The organism is Nonomuraea turkmeniaca, assembly GCF_005889735.1.
GTDB lineage: Bacteria > Actinomycetota > Actinomycetes > Streptosporangiales > Streptosporangiaceae > Nonomuraea > Nonomuraea turkmeniaca.
In genome coordinates, this window is sequence record NZ_VCKY01000001.1 from 18,187 (window position 1) to 35,390 (window position 17,204).

The 17,204-nt window shown below is 71.9% G+C and carries 18 protein-coding genes; 7 read left to right on the top strand and 11 right to left on the bottom strand.

All coding sequences use genetic code 11. The features are described from left to right. The first annotated feature begins 7 nt into the window (after positions 1-7). Positions 8-406, top strand: a complete 399-nt coding sequence (locus ETD86_RS00100) for a QcrA and Rieske domain-containing protein (protein ID WP_170222798.1) — start codon at positions 8-10, stop codon at positions 404-406. Positions 407-468: 62 nt separating this feature from the next. Here ETD86_RS00100 and ETD86_RS56575 read toward each other — a convergent pair whose 3' ends face one another. From ETD86_RS56575 to ETD86_RS00130, 7 genes are all read right to left on the bottom strand, one after another. Next, positions 469-624, bottom strand: a complete 156-nt coding sequence (locus tag ETD86_RS56575; RefSeq protein ID WP_211369722.1) for a hypothetical protein — start codon at positions 622-624, stop codon at positions 469-471. Positions 625-684: 60 nt separating this feature from the next. Continuing rightward, the gene (locus ETD86_RS58925; RefSeq protein ID WP_281286847.1) at positions 685-816 is read right to left on the bottom strand and encodes a hypothetical protein; all 132 of its coding nucleotides are present in this window, start codon (positions 814-816) and stop codon (positions 685-687) included. A gap of 162 nt (positions 817-978) precedes the next feature. After that, positions 979-1,542, bottom strand: coding sequence for a PadR family transcriptional regulator (locus ETD86_RS00110; RefSeq protein ID WP_138663990.1), 564 nt, complete (start codon positions 1,540-1,542; stop codon positions 979-981). A gap of 45 nt (positions 1,543-1,587) precedes the next feature. Further along, positions 1,588-2,385 (bottom strand): MBL fold metallo-hydrolase, encoded by a 798-nt coding sequence (locus ETD86_RS00115; RefSeq protein ID WP_138663991.1) that lies wholly within the window; start codon positions 2,383-2,385, stop codon positions 1,588-1,590. Between the two features lie 48 nt (positions 2,386-2,433). Next, positions 2,434-3,078 (bottom strand): LuxR C-terminal-related transcriptional regulator, encoded by a 645-nt coding sequence (locus ETD86_RS00120; RefSeq protein ID WP_170222799.1) that lies wholly within the window; start codon positions 3,076-3,078, stop codon positions 2,434-2,436. Then, the gene (locus ETD86_RS00125) at positions 3,069-4,223 is read right to left on the bottom strand and encodes a sensor histidine kinase (protein ID WP_170222800.1); all 1,155 of its coding nucleotides are present in this window, start codon (positions 4,221-4,223) and stop codon (positions 3,069-3,071) included. The genes ETD86_RS00120 and ETD86_RS00125 overlap by 10 nt, the downstream gene beginning before the upstream one ends. Positions 4,224-4,414: 191 nt before the next feature. Continuing rightward, on the bottom strand, positions 4,415-6,199 hold the full coding sequence (locus ETD86_RS00130) for a flavin-containing monooxygenase (RefSeq protein WP_138663992.1): 1,785 nt from the start codon (positions 6,197-6,199) through the stop codon (positions 4,415-4,417). A 129-nt stretch (positions 6,200-6,328) separates the two neighbouring features. On the opposite strand from ETD86_RS00130, the gene ETD86_RS00135 reads away from it, so the two are divergent. The 4 genes from ETD86_RS00135 (at position 6,329) to ETD86_RS54695 (ending at position 8,984) form a co-directional block, all read left to right on the top strand. Further along, a complete protein-coding gene (locus tag ETD86_RS00135; RefSeq protein ID WP_138663993.1) occupies positions 6,329-7,669 on the top strand; it encodes a hypothetical protein in 1,341 nt (446 codons plus the stop codon). A gap of 70 nt (positions 7,670-7,739) precedes the next feature. Further along, the gene (locus tag ETD86_RS00140; RefSeq protein ID WP_138663994.1) at positions 7,740-8,081 is read left to right on the top strand and encodes an ArsR/SmtB family transcription factor; all 342 of its coding nucleotides are present in this window, start codon (positions 7,740-7,742) and stop codon (positions 8,079-8,081) included. Then, the gene (locus ETD86_RS00145; RefSeq protein WP_138663995.1) at positions 8,081-8,299 is read left to right on the top strand and encodes a hypothetical protein; all 219 of its coding nucleotides are present in this window, start codon (positions 8,081-8,083) and stop codon (positions 8,297-8,299) included. Before ETD86_RS00140 ends, ETD86_RS00145 begins: the two co-directional genes overlap by 1 nt. Next, positions 8,274-8,984, top strand: a complete 711-nt coding sequence (locus ETD86_RS54695) for a hypothetical protein (RefSeq protein ID WP_170222801.1) — start codon at positions 8,274-8,276, stop codon at positions 8,982-8,984. The genes ETD86_RS00145 and ETD86_RS54695 overlap by 26 nt, the downstream gene beginning before the upstream one ends. Here ETD86_RS54695 and ETD86_RS00155 read toward each other — a convergent pair. Genes ETD86_RS00155 through ETD86_RS00160 form a run of 3 tightly spaced genes read right to left on the bottom strand, consistent with a single transcriptional unit; the run spans position 8,981 to position 15,011 of the window. Beyond that, positions 8,981-11,569, bottom strand: a complete 2,589-nt coding sequence (locus ETD86_RS00155) for a LuxR C-terminal-related transcriptional regulator (RefSeq protein ID WP_138663996.1) — start codon at positions 11,567-11,569, stop codon at positions 8,981-8,983. The genes ETD86_RS54695 and ETD86_RS00155 overlap by 4 nt on opposite strands. Before the next feature lie 49 nt (positions 11,570-11,618). Then, the gene (locus ETD86_RS54700) at positions 11,619-11,780 is read right to left on the bottom strand and encodes a hypothetical protein (RefSeq protein WP_170222802.1); all 162 of its coding nucleotides are present in this window, start codon (positions 11,778-11,780) and stop codon (positions 11,619-11,621) included. 36 nt (positions 11,781-11,816) lie between these two features. Continuing rightward, positions 11,817-15,011 (bottom strand): AfsR/SARP family transcriptional regulator, encoded by a 3,195-nt coding sequence (locus tag ETD86_RS00160; RefSeq protein WP_138663997.1) that lies wholly within the window; start codon positions 15,009-15,011, stop codon positions 11,817-11,819. A gap of 98 nt (positions 15,012-15,109) precedes the next feature. On the opposite strand from ETD86_RS00160, the gene ETD86_RS00165 reads away from it, so the two are divergent. Further along, entirely contained in the window at positions 15,110-15,628 is a 519-nt protein-coding gene (locus tag ETD86_RS00165) for a universal stress protein (RefSeq protein WP_138663998.1), read from the top strand. On the opposite strand, the gene pdxR is transcribed toward ETD86_RS00165, so the two are convergent. Continuing rightward, positions 15,584-16,987, bottom strand: coding sequence for a MocR-like pyridoxine biosynthesis transcription factor PdxR (gene pdxR / locus ETD86_RS00170; protein ID WP_138663999.1), 1,404 nt, complete (start codon positions 16,985-16,987; stop codon positions 15,584-15,586). The two genes, ETD86_RS00165 and pdxR, sit on opposite strands and share 45 nt — an antisense overlap. Before the next feature lie 67 nt (positions 16,988-17,054). Here pdxR and ETD86_RS00175 point away from each other — a divergent pair, with 67 nt between their 5' ends. Continuing rightward, entirely contained in the window at positions 17,055-17,201 is a 147-nt protein-coding gene (locus tag ETD86_RS00175) for a hypothetical protein (RefSeq protein WP_211369723.1), read from the top strand. Positions 17,202-17,204 lie beyond the last annotated feature (3 nt).

Consider the following 17,204-nt stretch of genomic DNA (forward strand, 5'->3'; position numbering starts at 1 on the left):
TGCGAACGTGAGGACGGTTGAAGGAGGCAATCATGCTCACACGCCGCGCATTGATCATCCGAGGTGGCGCCGCGAGCGCGGAGTCGTCTTCCTGTGGCCCGGCCGGGCCGAGGCGGCGGCGGGTCCTGTGCTCGCCACGACCAAGAGCATCCCGGTCGGCGGCGGCAGGATCATCAAGGGCAAGTACGTGATCACGCAGCCGGAGAAGGGCGTCTACCGGTGTTTCAGCGCCAAGTGCACCCACCAGGGCTGCGCGGTGGCGAGCGTGAGCCGTGGCACGATCAACTGCCCGTGCCACGGCAGCAAGTTCAGCGCCTCGACCGGGGCCGTGCTGAACGGTCCTGCCACGCGGCCGCTCCCGCGTAAGAAGATCAAGGTGGCGAAGGGCAAGATCCGGCTGGCGTGATCAGCACGCTCACCCCTGACCCGGGGGCCGCCTTCGGCTTCCTTCCGGGTCAGGGGTGAAGCCTAGGCGAGCCGCGCGGTGCATCCCAGTTGGTCGGCGATGCGGGAGATGCCTTCGGCGAACGACCGGCGCGTACGCTCGGCGAAGCCGACGAAAAGCTGGTTGGCCAGCGCCACGGCCCAGTACGGGCCGGCCACGCTGTAGACGCGGTGGTCCACCCGCGCGCCCTCGGGGTGACGGGTGACCGACCATTCGCCGCGGTACCACCAGCCGCCCTGCTAGGCGACGGTGTGCTCGCCGACCTCGGTCTTCATCTCGTAGGCGGGCCGGTCGCCGAGCAGCGCCTGCCACACCTGCTCGACCGGTGCGGTCACCACGCCGGCGACCTCGGTGATGAGCCGTTTCGTCATGGTCGCCTACCGGGTGTCCGCGCGAGCAGGCGGACGATCTCTGTGGACATGGCACTGCTCCAATGGTCGCGGCGCCTATCCTGTGCATGCGCGTTCGGGCAGGGCAGGCGCCTTGTTCGGATGTCCGGCCGCCGGGGTGTTGGCGCACCCCGGCGGCCTCCTTCACCTGGAGGCCCAGTCGAGCTCCCCCTTGTCGAGCCGGCCGAGCAGGTCCTTGATCCAGTCCAGCTCGGCTTGCTGCAACGCTTGCTCGTACTCGACTTCGAGCATGAGCACGGCGGGCAGGCCGCTGTCGGCCATGGCCCGCCGGTGGGCGTCCATCCCGGCCAGGGCGCCCTCGATGGTGGCCGCCCGGCCGCGGAGCGCGCGCTGGGCGTCCGGCAGCGGCAGGCAGCCGATGAGCGAGACGGCCGCCACGAACGTGCACCGGTCGGGGTCGGGCCGCTCCAGCAGCTGCTTCAGCCGGGCGGCGAGCTCCGCGCGGCCTTCTTCGGTGATCTCGTAGACCGTGCGCTCCGGCCTGCGGCCCTCGCGATCGGTCTTGGCGGGCACGATCAACTCGTCCTTGGCCAGCCGCTCGACCGCGTGGTAGAGGCTGCGCGGCAGGCCGGTGATGTAGTCCTTGTGCGTCTCGACGATGAACCGGTGCAGCTCGTAGGGGTGGGCGGCGCGCACCGTGAGCAGGGCCAGCACGGTCAGGCCGACCAGGTCGTGGCGTCGCGCCATGATGCCTCCCTCTATATTGCAAAATGCAATATAGCCTGGCAATCCTCAGGCGTCGATCTGCAGGAAGGCGCGGTCGATGGCCTGCCTGACCACGTCCTCGGGATAGGGGAAGTGCTTGATCAGGTCGCGCAGGCCCTCCACGTGCGCCCGCTTGGCCAGCTCGGCGACGAGCGCCAGCTCGGCCTGCTGGGCCTGCGCGAACGCCCGTTCCACCACCGCGCCGTGCCCCGGCACGACCACCTGCTCGGGCATCTCGTCCAGCATCGCGGCGACGGTGGCCGGCCAGTCCAGCGGGTACGAGTCGCCGAACGCCGGAGGCGCGCCCTCCTCCACCAGGTCGCCGGCGAAGACCACACCGGCGTCGGGAACGTGGACCACCACGTCGTTGCTGCTGTGCCCGAGCCCGAAGTACCGCAGATGCACGATGCGCCCGCCGATGTCCAGGCTCGCCGCGGCCGTGAACGTCTGGTTCGGCGGCACGATCGTGACCTCCTCCAGCTCCTCCCGCCGCTCGGGCAGGCGCCCGATCACGCCGGCGCGATGTTGCTCGCCGTCCCGCTCGATCTCCTCGGCGCACCTGGCGTGCCCCCAGATCTCCGCGGGCCGGAACAGCGCGTTGCCGAAGTAGTGGTCGAAGTGGGAGTGGCTGTTGACGACCGTCCACGGTCCCGGGGTGATCCTTCTGACCGCCTCGATGAGGTCCGCCGCCTCCCGGTGCGAGGTACGCGTGTCGAGCACCAGGCAGTGCCCGTCGTCACCGACGATCAGACCCGTGTTCATGTCGAACGACCGGTGACGCCGGACATAAACCCGGTCGCCGACCTCCTGCCACTGCTCGTTCATGCCAACAAACCCTACTTTTAGGATCGGATCGACGCATCCCGCGCCTGATCAGCCCTGTCTCAGGTACGCCAGCACCGCCAGCACCCTCCGGTGCCCGTCGGCGGCCGGCGGGAGGTCGAGCTTGGCGAAGATGTTCGCGATGTGCTTGGCCACGGCCGCCTCCGTGACGAACAACTCCTTGGCGATCGAGGCGTTCGTGCGGCCCTCCGCGATCAGCCCCAGCACCTCCTGCTCGCGTGGCGTGAGCCGGTCCAGGGGGTCGCGCCGCCGCCGCAACAGCTGCCGCACCACTTCGGGGTCCACGACCGTGCCGCCCGCGGCCACCCGGTCGAGCGCGTCGACGAACTCCCGCACGTCGCCGATGCGGTCCTTCAGCAGGTAGCCGACGCCGGCACCGTCGCCGGAGTCGAGCAGCTCGGCGGCGTACGTCTGCTCGACGTACTGGCTGAGCACCAGCACGGCCAGCTCGGGGTGCCGGCCGCGGAGCTGCAGCGCGGCCCGCAGCCCCTCGTCGGTGAATCCGGGCGGCATCCGCACGTCGGTCACCACGGCCTCGGGCCAGTGCTCGGCGACGGCGGCGAGCAGGCCGGGCGCGTCGCCGACCGAGGCGACCACGGTGTGGCCGAAACGTTCGAGCAGCCCGGCCAGGCCCTCCCTGAGCAGGACGGCGTCTTCGGCGATCACTACGCGCACGGGATCTCCACTCGCAGCAGGGTCGGTCCGCCGATCGGGCTGGACAGTGACAATCTGCCCTCGACCACGGCCAGCCGGTCGGCCAGGCCGGTCAGCCCGGTGCCCTTGGCCGGGTCGGCGCCCCCGACCCCGTCGTCGCGGACCTCGACGACCAGGATGCCACGCTGGATCCGGCCGATGACGACGCCCTCGGTGGCCCGGCTGTGCTTGGCCAGGTTCGCCAGGGCCTCGCTGATCACGTAGTACGCGGTGACCTCCACAGGCGCGGGCAACCGGCCCACCTCGACGTCGACACTGACGGGCACCGGGGACCGCCCGGCCACGTCGCGTACCGCGGCCGCCAGCCCCCGGTCGGTGAGTATCGGCGAGTGCACGCCGCGGATCAGCTCGCGCAACTCGGCCAGCGCCTGCTTGGCCTCGCCATGGGCGAGGCCGAGCAGGCGGCCCGCCTCGGAGTCCTCGGGCAGGTCGAGCCTGGCCATGCCGAGCGTCATGGACAGCGCTACCAGCCGCTGCTGGGCGCCGTCGTGCAGGTCCCGCTCGATCCTGCGCCGCTCCATCTCGAACGCGTCCACCAGCCGCGCCCGCGACCGCAGCACCTCGCTCAGCTCCGACCCCTGGGGCGCCAGAATCGCCCTGGCCATGGCGCCCCTGGCGCCGCCCCAGGCCGTGACCGTGTACGCGGCCACCGGCAACAGCAGCACTCCTGCCACGCTCGCCATGACGCCGACCGTCGGCGCGACCTCCGGCTGCACGACCGGCGTCAGGATGAGCAACGCCGGCCCCGCGACGGTGAACGCCACCATGATCAGGTCGATCCACCACATCGCGAGCAGCGTCATGACGGCCAGCCCCGCCTCCCGCCTGCGCCGGTCCGGCACCTCCGGCAGGGGAACGCCGTCGACGAGCCGCAACCGCAGCCGCTCGAACCGGGCGAGGGGAAAGAGGGACAACACCAGGACGCCCGGCCCGGCGACGTAGACAAGCGGCTCGGGGAGGACCTGCGCGACCGCGGCGACAAGCCCGATGACCGCACCGGGGACGACGCTGGCCATCAGGTAGGCCGCGCACCGCCACGGCCAGGCGGACCCGAGGAACGGCAGCGGCCGCCGGGTGAGCGCCTCCAACGCTGTCCTGTTCAGCACTCTGTGACCGTATCCACTGTCGGGATGTCAGGCAGTAGTGCTGGGTTTACCTTCAAGAAGGCACCGGATGCCTCATTGGTGACGCGCGTCGTTGAGCTGGACAATCGCCTTGATGGTGGCCGAGGACCACGGGCTCGTGTGTCATTTCGCCGCTCGCGCGCTCGTGGTGTCCGTGACCACGCACGGCGGAGTCACGGGCGGAACTCGAGTCCTTCGAAGGTGTTCGACGACCGCCACCGATCGATGTAGGCGAAGTACGCCGTCGCCCCCAGCGGATACCCCACGTTGAGCCAGCCGCGCAGCCCGAGATCCTGTCCCTCGTTGTTGTAGTAGCCCGGCGTGCAGTCCGGTCCGCCCAGCAGCGTGCCCGGACCCGACAGCAGCAGTTCGATCCACGCGTCCTGGGCCTCCTTGGTCACCTCGACCTCCGCGAAGCCGTGGTCGAGGGCGTGCTTGACGATCAGCGCGATCGTCCGGCCGGCCTCGGTGAGGTTGTGCGGGATGTTGGAGAGCAGGTTCGCGCCCTGCGTGTGCTGCACCAGGAAGGCGTTCGGGAAGCCGTGCACGTGGATGCCGTGCATCGTGCGCATGCCGTCGGCCCAGCGTTCCGACAGCCGGACCCCGTCGCGGCCGGTCAGGTCGTATCCGGCGCGGCGGGTGTAGTCGGTGCCGACCTCGAAGCCGGAGGCGTAGATGACGCAGTCGACGTCGTACTCCCTGCCCGCGGCCACGACGCCCGTCTCGGTGACGCGCTCGACGCCCTTGCCGTCGGTGTCGACGAGGTGCGTGCCGGGGAGGTTGAAGGCCTGCAGGTATTCGTCGTGGAAGCAGGGGCGCTTGCAGAGCTGGCGGTACCACGCCTTGAGCTTCCGCGCGGTCTCCGGGTCCGCCACGATGGCGTCGACGCGGGCGCGGATCTCCTCCATCTTCTCGAAGTCGGAGTCCTCGAACGCGGCCCGCATCGTCTCCGGGGTGAGCTCGTCCAGCCGGCTGATCCTGGCGCGGACCCGGCGGGCGATGTCGGTCCAGCCGTCCATCACCAGGTCCTCCTCGGCCGCCGCGCCGGTCTGCATGGCCGTGAAGTTCTCCAGCCAGCGCTGCTGCCAGCCAGGTGTGGCGATACCGGCGAACCAGCCGGGGTCGGTCGGGTGGTTGCCGCGGACGTCCACGGACGACGGGGTGCGCTGGAACACGTACAGCTCCTTGCACGCCCGCGCCAGGTGCGGGACGCACTGCACGGCCGTCGCGCCGGTGCCGATGACGGCCACCCGCCGGTCGGCCAGCCGGTCCATGGGCGCGCCTGACGGGTCGCCGCCGGTGTAGGCGTAGTCCCAGCGGCTGGTGTGGAAGGAATGGCCCCGGAAGTCGTCGATTCCCGGGATGCCGGGCAGTTTCGGCACGTGGAGCGGGCCGATGCCCATGGCGACGAACTGGGCGGTGAACGCGTCGCCCCGGTTCGTGCGGACGAGCCAGCGCCCTCCGATCCACTCCAGGTCCACGACCTGGGTGTGGAACAGCGCGTGGTCGTACAGGCCATAGTGTTCGCCGATGCGGCGGCAGTGCTCGAGGATCTCGGGCGCGTGCGCGTACTTCTCGGTCGGCATGTGGCCGGTCTCCTCGAGGAGCGGCATGTACACGTAGGACGCCGTGTCGCACTGCGCTCCCGGGTAGCGGTTCCAGTACCAGGTGCCGCCGAAGTCGCCGGCCTTGTCGATGATGCGCACGTCGTCGACCCCGGCCTCCTTCAGCCGCGCGGCGGTGACCAGGCCGGCGAACCCGCCGCCGACGAGCGCGACCGCCACGTGGTCGGTCTTCGGCTCGCGCTCGGTCACCGGCGTGTGCGGGTCGTCGAGGTAGTGCGCGAAGCGGCCGGTGAGGCGCAGGTACTGGTCGTTGCCGTCCGAGCGCAGCCGTTTGTCGCGCTCCTCGCGATATTTGCGGCGAAGGGCTTCTTTGTCGAGGACCGGGCGGGTCATGCAGCCTCCGGGAGAGCCTGGACGGCCGGGACAATTCCAGAATGTCATTCGGAAATGGCCGCCGACAACCCCGGCACCGGCCGCCCGCACTATGGTGGAGAACCCCGCACACGAGGAAGCAGAACCGCCTTGGCTCACCGCGCACTGGTCATCGCCATGCTGCCCGCCATCGGGCTGCGCGTGCTCGCCGTGCTCGGGTTCCCGCCCGCGCTGCTGTTCTACGGCGACTCGTTCGCGTTCCTGCGCGAGGAGCTGACGCCGGGCACGACCAGGCCGTCCGGATACTCCCTGCTGCTGGCGGTGCTCCGCCCCGCGCACAGCCTGACGCTGGTGACGGTCCTGCAGCACCTGCTGGGGCTGGCGCTCGCGGTCGGCTTGTACGCGCTGCTCAGACGGCGCGGCCTGCCCGGCTGGGGCGCCACGCTGCTGGTGACCCCGCTCCTGTACGACGAGTTCCTCGTGCTGCTCGAGCACATGATCATGGCGGACGCGATCTTCATCGTGCTGGTCACGGCCGCCATCGGGCTCATCGTGTGGCGCGTCACCCCGGCCACGGCCGCCGTCGGCGGGCTGCTGCTCGGCCTGGCCGGCATCACGCGGACGATCGGCCTGCCACTGCTGCTGCTGACGGCGGCCTACCTCCTGGTCAGGAGGTACGGCTGGCGTCCGCTGCTGGCGCTGGTCGTGGCGGGGGCGATCCCGCTCGGCGCGTACGCCACCTGGACGAAGGCGGAGAAGGGCAAGTTCGCGCTCACCGAGGCGGACGGCAACTTCCTGTGGTCCAGGACGATGAGTTTCGCCGACTGCGACGTGATCAAGCCACCGGAACGGCTGGCCGTGCTCTGCCCGCGCATGCCCGTCGAGCAGCGCCCCTACCCGCCGCACTGGTTGTGGGAGAGCTTCTCGCCGCTGCTCAAGGTGCCGGGGACGGCCAACCGTAACCAACTGGCCGGGGAGTTCGCCAGGCAGGCCATCCTCGCCCAGCCCGGAGGCTACCTGGGTGCGGTCGCGACCGACCTCAGGCAGTTGCTGCGCTGGGAGCGCACGGCTGTGGACGAGAAGACGCCGTACAAGTTCCCGTCGGCCGAGCGGCCGATCAGCGCGTCGGTGCGGGGCGTCGCGGAGTCGTACGAGGCCGGACCGGCGGCCACCCGCGTCGTTGAGCCGTTCGCCGGATGGTTGCGTGCCTACCAGCGGTTTGGGTACGTGCCTTACCCCCTGCTGATGGTGGGGTTGGTGGCCGCGCTGGCGCTGACCGTGGCACGACGGCGGTGGGACGCTCTGCTGCCGGCGCTGGCGGCGCTCGCGCTCATCGTGGCACCGCCCTTCCTTGCCGCCTATGACGTGCGATACGTGGTGCCGGCGATCCCGTTGATCTGCCTGGCACTCGGATTGACCTTGGGCGCCCGGGCGGCGGAGGAGGCCGTGGTCCGGCCCGCTGAGGAGCCGGAGACCGTTCGCGCAAGGTGACCGTTGCCGCCGTGGGCGGCGGCTGCTACCGTGCCATCCGTAAAGAAAATCTTACACCTGATGGGATGTTATGACTACGGTCGGGCCAACGGGCGACGACCTGGTCGAGATGCTGGCCGCGCTGGCCAACCCGCTGCGGATGCGCATCGTCGCCAGGCTGGCCGACAGGCGTGATTACGTCAGCCATCTGGCACGCGAGATCGGGGTGAGCCGTCCGCTCCTCCACATGCATCTGCGCAAGCTCGAGGCCGCCGGGCTGATCGTCGGCAATCTGGAGCTGTCAGAGGACGGCAAGGCCATGAAGTACTACGAAGTCACGGACTTCAGCCTGCACCTGACCGCGTCGGCACTGGCCGAGGCGGCGAAGACGTTGACCCCGGAGAAGGGTCCTGGAGCCGAGGAGCACTCCTGATGGCAATGTCCTGGCCCGAGGCGATCTTCTACCTCGGCGTGCTGGTCCTGGTCACTTTCCTCATCTCGCTCTTCATCGTGGGCACGTTCGACGCACGCAAGAACAGGCTCCAGGCCGACCAGGCCGAGGATCTGCGGCAGCGATCCTGGACTCGCCTGACGAGGCGCCACCCCGGCGGCATAATGACGGCCGATGCCGAAATTTCCGGTCCTGGCTGAGTACGCGGCGGCGATCGCGCCCGTCATCGACGCGGCCCACGTCAACGTGCACGCCGCCGCGCTCAAGGCGGTCACCGAGCTGGCCGAGACGTCCGGCGTAACCCCGGGGCTCCTGTCCGACCTGCGGTTCGTGCTTCCCCTGCGGCCGGTGTCCCGGGCCCAGCTGGCGGGCATCTATCGATACGGCAAGGCGGACGTCCAGGAGCACCTGCGCGAGGGCACGCTGGTGGAGGACGACGGTGTCCTTCGGCTGACGGCGGAAGGGCTGGAGTTCATCGACCGGCTCTATGCGGTGCACGCCGCCGCGGCCGAGCGGGTCTGGGACGGCCACGACGTGCCCGGGCCGGCAGAGCTGGTGGGCAGGGTGCTCGACCGGGCGGTACGGGAGCCCGGCGCGAGCTCCGGCGCGCTGGAGGCGGTGGCGCCGCCGTACGAGCCGGAAGGGGCGGCACCGGGATTGGTGCTGTTCAACCGGCTCGCCGTGCTCCGCTACCACCGCGCGGACGCGCACGCCGCGGCCTGGCAGGCAGCGGGCCTGTCCGCGGCCGAGATCGTCGGACTGAGGGACGGGCCGCTGCGTGCCGGGATCGAGACGGACACCAACGTGCGGGCCGGGGCCGCGTACGAGGCGCTGTCCGCGAACGAACGGGAGACCCTGTACGACGGCCTGCTGAAGCTGGTCTAAAGCGCCGCGAGCAGGCGCCCGACCTGGGTGCGGTCGTTGACGCCGAGCTTGTCGTAGGCGGCCTGCAGGTGGTTGGCCGCCGTCCGGGTGGACAACGTCAGCCGGTCGGCGATCTGCCGGTTCGTCAGCCCGGCGGCGGCGAGCTGGACGATCTCCCGCTGCCGCGGCGTCAGCTCCGGCGTGGCCAGCTCGACCAACGCCGGCGTGGTGCCGCCGGAGCAGCGTTTGGCCAGCGCCCACGCCCGGGTCTGCGCGCCCCTGGCCTGGATGCCGCGACCGGCGTCCCGGTACGCGGCCGCCTGCTGCGCGGTGGCCTCGGCCGCGTACAACACCAGCCCTAGCCGCTCGAACTCGACCGCCACCGCCCCCAGCTCGGCCGGGTCCCCCACGGCCCGCGCGTGCCTGGCCAGGAGCGCCGCCAGAGGTCCCTCCACCTCGCCGGCCAAGGCGGTGAGCCGATCAGCGGCCGGTCCGGGCGCGCCGAGCCGGACCAGGTCGTGCAGCGCGAACATCAGGCCGCCGCGCAGCTCGTGCCGCTCCGCGTGCTCGGCCGCGGCCAGGCACAGGCGTACGGCCTCGTCAAGGTCGCCGCCCGCCGCCGCCACCCAGACGGCGGCGTGCGCCACGTGCTGCCGGGTGAACGCCCATCGAGCGGCCAGTTCCCCGGCCTCCGCCAGCGCCTGCCTGGCCTGGTCGAGCCGGCCGAGCAAGGCCAGCGCGTGCGCCTGCTCCGCCAGGACCCGACCCCGGTACGGCTCGCCCGGAGGCAACCTGGCCAGGTCGTCCGCGCACCAGCGCACCGCCCCGGTGACGTCACCGCGCAGCCTGCTGACCACCGCGCGGTAGGCGCCGAACCCCGACACCGACATCTCGGCAGCGGGCAACTCCATGGCCCGCTCGGCGGTTCCGGCCGCCTCGTCCAGCCGCCCCGTGTACGTGTACGCGGCGCACAGGGCGTCGAGGTACGACGCCAGCGCGTGCGGCGCCTCGTCCTTCCAGCTCTCCACGGTCGCCATCGCGGGCTCGGCGATGGCGAGGCTGCGCTCGCCCTGACCCGCGTACGCCGTCACCCACGCCTCCATGCACGCCGCGTGCGCCTCACCGCGCAGAGTCGTCACCCCGACGGCGCGCGCCCGGTCCAGCGCACGTGCCGCACCGGTCAGCCGGCCGCCGAAGCAGTCGACAACGCACCGGTAGACGTACGCCTCCTGCCGCCAGGCCGGATCGGTCAGTGTCTCTACTGCCACGTCGAGCACCTGGCACGCCTCGGCGTCCGCCCCCGCCCACGCCAGGTTGATCCCCAGGCTGAAGGCGTGCTGGGCACGCTCCTCTTCGGTGACCGCGTGCCGCGCCGCCTGCCGCAGCGCCGCCACCGCGGCGTCCGCGTCGCCCAGCACCATGAGCACCTCGCCGAGCAGCGCGACGGCGGCCACGCCCGCCCCGGCGTCGACCGCGGCCTTGGCCAGCCGCGCGGCCAGCCGCGGATCCTGCCTGGTCCAGGCCAGGCGTGCGGCCGCCACCAGCATCTCCGGCGAGGCGGCCGAGCCGCTGTCCAGCCGCCACACGGCTGCCAGCAGCTGGTCCTCGCGCCGCCGCAGGCCCGTGGCCTCCAGCGCGTCGGCCAGCATCCGGCGCCGGCGACGGGCACGTAACGTACCGCAGCCGGCACGTACGACCTCGCCGTAGAGGGGATGGCCGAGCCGCAGGTGCTCACGCCGTCCCTCACTTTCGGACACGACCAGGCCCCGGTCCTCCACCCGCTCGACGGCCCGGTCCGAGGTCAGCTCCGCCAGCAGCTCGGCGCCCAGCGGCTCGCCGAACGCCACCAGCTCGAGCACCTCGCGTTCGTCCTCGTCGAGGTGGCCGATCCGGTCGCTCACCAGCTCACGCAGCCGCGTGGTCATCGACAGCTCGCCCCGCCAGCGCCACTGCCCCTCCCGCTCGGCCAGGCTGCCGGAGGTGCGGCCCGCGTGCACGACCTCGCGCAGGTAGAGCACGTTGCCCCCACTGACCCTGGCCAGGTGCCGTACGGTCTCCGCGGCCACCTCGCCGCCGAGCGCGCCCGTCAACACCCGCCCGACCTCCTCCCTCGTCAGCGGCGGCAGCTCGATCCTGCCGATCAGCTCGTCCTTCCACAGCGCGGCCACGGGGGCTGGCTGCGGTTCGCCGCTGCGTACCGTGACCAGCAACCGCGCCTCGCCGTTCTCGGCGAGGTAGTGCACCAGCGCCGCCGAGGCCGGGTCGAGGCGGTGCGCGTCGTCCACGCTGACCACCAGTTCGCCGGGCCCGGCGGCACGCAGGTGGCGGGCGGCCCAGCGCAGCAGGTTCTCGCCGCCTTCAGGGGGGCCCGTCAACACGTGCGCGAACGCGCCGAACGGGATCATCGACGCGGTCTCGGTGCCCAGTGCGCGCACGACCGCGTACCCCTTCAACCCGGCCAGCGCCTGCGCCGCCAGTCTGCTCTTGCCGACTCCTGCCTCACCGGCGATCATCACGCCTGCTCCCGACCGCAGTGCCTCCCGTACGGTCGCGAGCGGCCCCCCTCGCCCGACGAACGGCCATCCGCTCCCCAGCTGCTCGCTCATCGCGCCTCCTCTCCGCCGCCATGGTGGGGCATGGAGGTTCGCGGGAGGTTCAGGATGGATCTTCATCCAGTCCGGCGGCGTCGCGCAGCAGGTCCAGCAGCGCTTCGGTCCCGTTGAACGGCACCGGCTCGCATCCCACCTCTTCGAGCAGCCCACAGAGCCGGCCGCCTGATTGTTCGGGCTCGACCAGCCGGACGATGACCGTTCTCACATGGAGCACCATCTCCCCGGCCGGTTCAGGTCTGGTTCAGGTGGGGTACGGGGCGGGCTCGACCTCCAGCTCGCGCATACGTTCCGCGTAGAGGTGGTAGCGCCTGCGGGCGTCGCCGCGGCGGCCGGCCAGGTCGAGCACCCGTACCAGGCCCAGATGGGCGCGCTCGTCGTAGCGGTCGCGCTCCAGCAGCCGCAGCCAGTGACGCGCGGCCTCGTCGTAGCGGCGCTCGCTCGCGCGGGCCACGGCGAGCCTGGCCGCGGCCTGCACGTACCCGAGCCTGGCCTGCTCGCGCAGGCCGACCGCCCAGTCCGCGTACGGGTCCTCCTCGCAGAACTCGCCACCGTACGCGCTCTCTGCGGCCGCCCATCGATCCAGCGCCTCGGCGGTGCGGCCGGCCTGGTCGAGTCTGGTGGCCACGGCCACCAGGTCCAGAAATTTCTCGACATCGAGGTCGACGTGCGACAGATCCAGGCGTAACGCGCCCTCTTCGGACACCACGATGTCGTCGGGAGGGCGTTCCCGCTCGGGGTCCAGCACCGCCCGCAACGTCGAGACCATGACGTTCAGCCGCCGCAGCCCGACGGCCTCGTCCTCCTGCTCCGGCCAGAGGATCTCCACCAGGCGCTCCCTGCTGATCCCGCTCCCCCTGCGACTGGCCAGGATCTTCAGCAGGTCGCGGGCCTTACGCGACTGCCAGGCGGTACGCGCGACGGGCACGCCGCCCCGCAACACTCGGAACGTTCCCATGGTCTCGACGACGATCCTGGCCTCAGGCTCCGGTACGGCGCGGGCGATCAGCGCGTCGATCCGGTCGTCCAGTGCCCGGCAGCCGATGGCGTGCATCCGCTCGCGAACCCTCGTGGCGGTGTCCCTGCCGGTCGCGGGGTCGGCGAGAGCCGCTCTGACGAGCTCTGCCCTGGCCTGCCCGATCGGATCGCCGATCATCGTCCACTTGCGCACCGCCTCGTCGGCGAGCTCGGCATCGCCGTCGAGCATGGCGCGCAGCTCCACGACCGCGGCCTGGGCGGCATGGTCCCTGCGGCCGACCGCGAGGGGCTCGGTCTCCTCCAGCAGCTCCCTGGCTCGGGTGGGCCGCCCGGCGGCCAGCGCCACACGCGCGGCGGCGACCCGCGCGCTCACTCCAGCGATGCCCTCCGCGTGCTCCAGCGCCTGGCCGGCGACGCGCAAGGCCTCGCCGGGATCGTCCGCAGTGAGCAGCTCGGCCAGCGCGTTGAGCGCATTGGACCGCACCTGCACGTCGCCGGGCGGCGCCTCGGCCAAGATCCGCCGGTAGATCGCGACCGCCGCCGCACGGTCGCCACGTAGCGCGTGGACCTCGGCCAGGTGGAGCAACCCGTACGTGACCATCTTGGAGCCCACGGCCTGCCACCCGGCCACCGCGGTGGCGGCTTCGGTGGCGGCCTCCTCCAGGCGGCCGAGCCCGATCAGCGCCTTGGCCCGGTTGCAGGCGTTCAGCGTGGCGAAAGGGGCGAACGCCATCAGGTCCACCAGCCGCGCGGCGCGCTCCGTCTCGGCCAGCGCCTCGGCGTAAGCACCCTCATCCAGATAACGGGAGGCGCGATTGGCGTGGATGCGGATGAGCTGGACGACGTCGCCGGCGCGCTCGGCGTGCTCCAGGGCCCGCAGATAGTGGGCGTCGTTGGCGCGGCGATCGCCGTCGAGTGAGGCCAGCATGGCCAGCACCGTGTGCGCCATCGCCAGCGCGGCCGGGTCGCCCAGAGTCCTGGCCTGCTCCATCGCCTTGTCGGCGAGCTCCGCGCAGCCGGCCCGATCGCCCTTCATCCAGAGCACGGAGGCGGCGGAGGCGGCGCACATGGCGGCGTCGGCGGCCGGGAAGCCGTGTTCATGGCCTTTGGAGTACATGGCGAGCGCACTGTCGTAGTCGCCGCGCCGGTGGTCGATGAAGGCGAGCCGCCTGGCCACGAACGCGTCGAACGCGGGCCCCGCGGCCGCTTGGGCGAGCAGGTCACGGGCCTCGTTCCAGCGGCCGCGGTTCTGCTCGGCGATGCCGGCCAGCTTGAGCATCTGAGGAGAACGCCGGGCGGCCTCGGGCAACAGCTCCAGCGCGGCCGGCACGTCGCCGCGTTCGGCCAGGCGCAGGCCGTACGCGTCCAGGAGCGAGGCGGCGAGCCCGGGGTGCGCGGTGGCGACGGCGGCACGCAGGGCCGGCTCGGGCTGGTCGTGCTCGACGTACCAGCGGGCGGCGACCGCGGCCACGTCATGGGCCTCGTCCCGGTCCAGCGGGGCGTGCCTGGAAAGGACGTGCGCGCTGGTCAGGGTCAGGCGGTGGCCGTCCTGATCGGCCTCCAGGAACAGGCCGCGGCTGGTCAGCGAGTCGAGCGTGTCGGGCGGCGCGCCGAGCGCCGCGGCCAGGCCGCCGGTCAGCACGGGCAGCACGGTGGCGGCACGCAGCAGCTCCCGCATGGTTGTGGGCAGGTCCTTGAACGCGTCGAGCGTGAGGCGTTCGAGCGTGGCGGACGTCCCGGCCAGGCCCGCGGCAGTACGTGGCCACAGAGCCGGGTCCTCCCTCGCCAGCGCGTCGAGCGCGGCCCGGACCGCGGCCGGCCATCCGCCGCAGGCGTCGTGCAGCGTGGCCGCCAGGGCGGCGCCCGGCTCCCCCAGCCGGTCGCGGGCCCAGGCGGCGGTCTCCTCAGGGGTGAGCGCCAGGTCCGTCGCGTCGAGGTCGAGCACCTCGTGATCCTGGCGCAGCCGCGCGGTCGGGAACGGCAACGGCACTCGCGACGCGGTCACCAGGTGCAGGTGCCGGGGCGCGGCCCGGACCAGCGTCTCCATGTAACGCACGGCGCCCGGGGCGCTCGCGATCGCCTCCACGCCGTCGAAGACGAGGGCGAGCCCCCGCCGCAGCCGCCTCGACAACGCCTCGGTCAGCGCGCCCGCCAGCGCCGCCGCCCTGGACAGCTCGTCGGCGTTGGGGTCGAGCGGCGCCCGCGCCGTCGTGATGAGATCGGCGGGGAGCCCGGGCACCGCCTCCGAGAGGGCCGTGGCCACGGCTCCGGCCAACGTGGGCAGGTCGCGATCCGCAGGTCCGAGCCGGTGCAGCACCGCCCCGACCGCCTCGCTCCACCCGGCCAGCGCGATGGATTTCCCATAACCTGTGGTGGCCACGAGCGTGGTGAGCCTATGCGTCAGCGCCCCGTCCAACCGCCGGTCGAGGGCGGGACGGGGTTGCACCCACCCTCGGTCCACCCCCGCATCGTACGAGCGGCTCCACGGTTCGCAAAGTGCCACCTCCCGGTAACCAGCCGGAAGGCGCACTATGGTCGTACTTCTTATCAGGAGGCACCGTGGAACAGGATCTGCCCGGCGGTGCGAGGCTGATCGTGGGGGTGGACGAGTCCCCGGCCTCGCGTTGGGCGCTTGCCTGGGCCATCGGGGCGGCCAGGCTGCACCGGATGGCCCTGGTCGCCGTGCACGTCAGCCGTGCGCCCGTCCATCCCTTCCCTGAGGCGCTGCCCGTGCAGCACGCCGTCAGGCTGGGTGAGGAAGCACGCTGCGCCGAAGTGGTCGGGGCGGCGTTCGACGACGTGGCGGGCGGGGTGCCCGACGATCTCAGGACAGCAGTGGTCGCCCGGGTGGGCGATCCCGGCTATCACCTCGTCGACCTGGCGCGGGAGGGCGATCTGCTGGTGCTCGGCCGGGGACGGCGCGGGCTGCTCAGCCGGATCTTCCTGCCCTCGACCAGCATGTACTGCGCCCGGCACGCGCGCACGACGGTCGTGATCGTGCAGCAACCGTCGGCGCCCGACGACCCGGACGTGTCAGGAGAACGGAACCGGCGCTTCTGGAGCCGCCGCCATCCGTAGGGATCTCCTCAGCAGCCGCAGCCCTTCGGGAATGCGGTCCTTGCCGATCGCGCCGTAGCCCAGGACGAGGCCCTGCTGCGCCGGGGTCTCGCCGCAGTACGACTCCAGCCGCTCCAGTGCCAGGCCGGGCGCGGGGCGTACGGACACGCCTGGTGCGAGGCGGGCGCACAGGTGCAGGCCCGCGGTCGACGGGACCGGCCGCAGGCGGTCGTCCTCGTGGAGCGTTTCCGCGATCATGGCGTGTCTGGCGGCGTACTCGCGGGTGGCCTTCCTGATGTGCCTGGCCAGGAGCCCTTCGTCGATGAAGCGGGCCAGGGCCGCCTGGGCCGGGAGCTCGCCGTGCCAGTCACTCAGCTGCCGCGCCATCCGCAGGGCCGGGGCGAGCGAGGCGGGGGCGACGAGGAAGCCGAGCCTGAGCATGGGGAGCAGGGTCTTGGAGAACGAGCCCACGTAGATCACGCGGCCGGCCCGGTCGAGGCTCTGGAGGGGTTCGAGGGGGCGTTCGCCGAAGCGGAACTCGCTGTCGTAGTCGTCCTCGATCACCACCGCGTTCCGGCGCTCGGCCCAGGCCAGGAGCGCGGCGCGGCGGGCCATCGACATGGGCGTGCCCAGGGGGAACTGGTGGGACGGGGTGACGTACACTATGCGGGCCGCGTTGGGGATGGCCTGGACGTCGACGCCCTCCGCGTCGACCGGGACGCCGGCCACGCGGGCGCCGAGGGAGCGGAACAGCAGGCGGGCGGGCGGGTAGCCGGGTTCTTCGACGGCCACGCAGGCACCGGGTTCGATGAGGACGCGGCCGATGAGGTCGAGCGCCTGCTGGGCTCCGTTCGTGATGAGCACGTCGTCGGGGGCGGCGTGGACTGACCGACTGATGCCTATATGTCTAGAAATAGCGTCTCTTAGAGGCTCGTATCCGGAGGAGTCACCATAGGTGGCGGCGCCGACCCGCAACTCGCGGGCCACCAGCCGGCGCCAGGTCTCCATCGGGAACAGGCGAGGGTCGGGCGCGCCGACGCGGAAGTCGTACGGAGCGTCCGGCGTGCGGGCGGGCGCGTCGAGCTCCCGCCAGATCGCCCGCGGCCGGACGACGCCCTTGGGCGCGGCCCGTCCGCGGACCGGCTCCGCCGACACGAACGTGCCCGCGCCTGCCCTGCCCTCCAGGAACCCGTCGGCGACGAGGCGGTCGTAGGCGAGTGCGACCGTGTTCCTGGAGATCTCCAGCCTGCGAGCCAGATCCCTGGTCGGGGGCAGTCTTTCGCCCGAGCGCAGGCGGCCGTCGAGTATGGCGTCGAGCAGCTGGCGGTAGACCTGTGCGGCCAGGTCACCGCGGCCTTGGAGGGTGACGTGGAGGTCCATCTTGGCCCAATCAGTTTAGCGAGAATTGGAGCTTATCTCAGGACAAGTATGGATCGACGATGAGTGTATGACAGAGCGAATGGATCTCGGGTCGCCGGCCGGTGCGGCACTTCACGGGCAGGAGCCGGCGGCGCTCGTGGTGGCCGTGGCCACCATCGACGCCGGGAACCGGATGGGCGTCGCCACCCGGATGACGCCGGAGTCGTACAAGTGATCG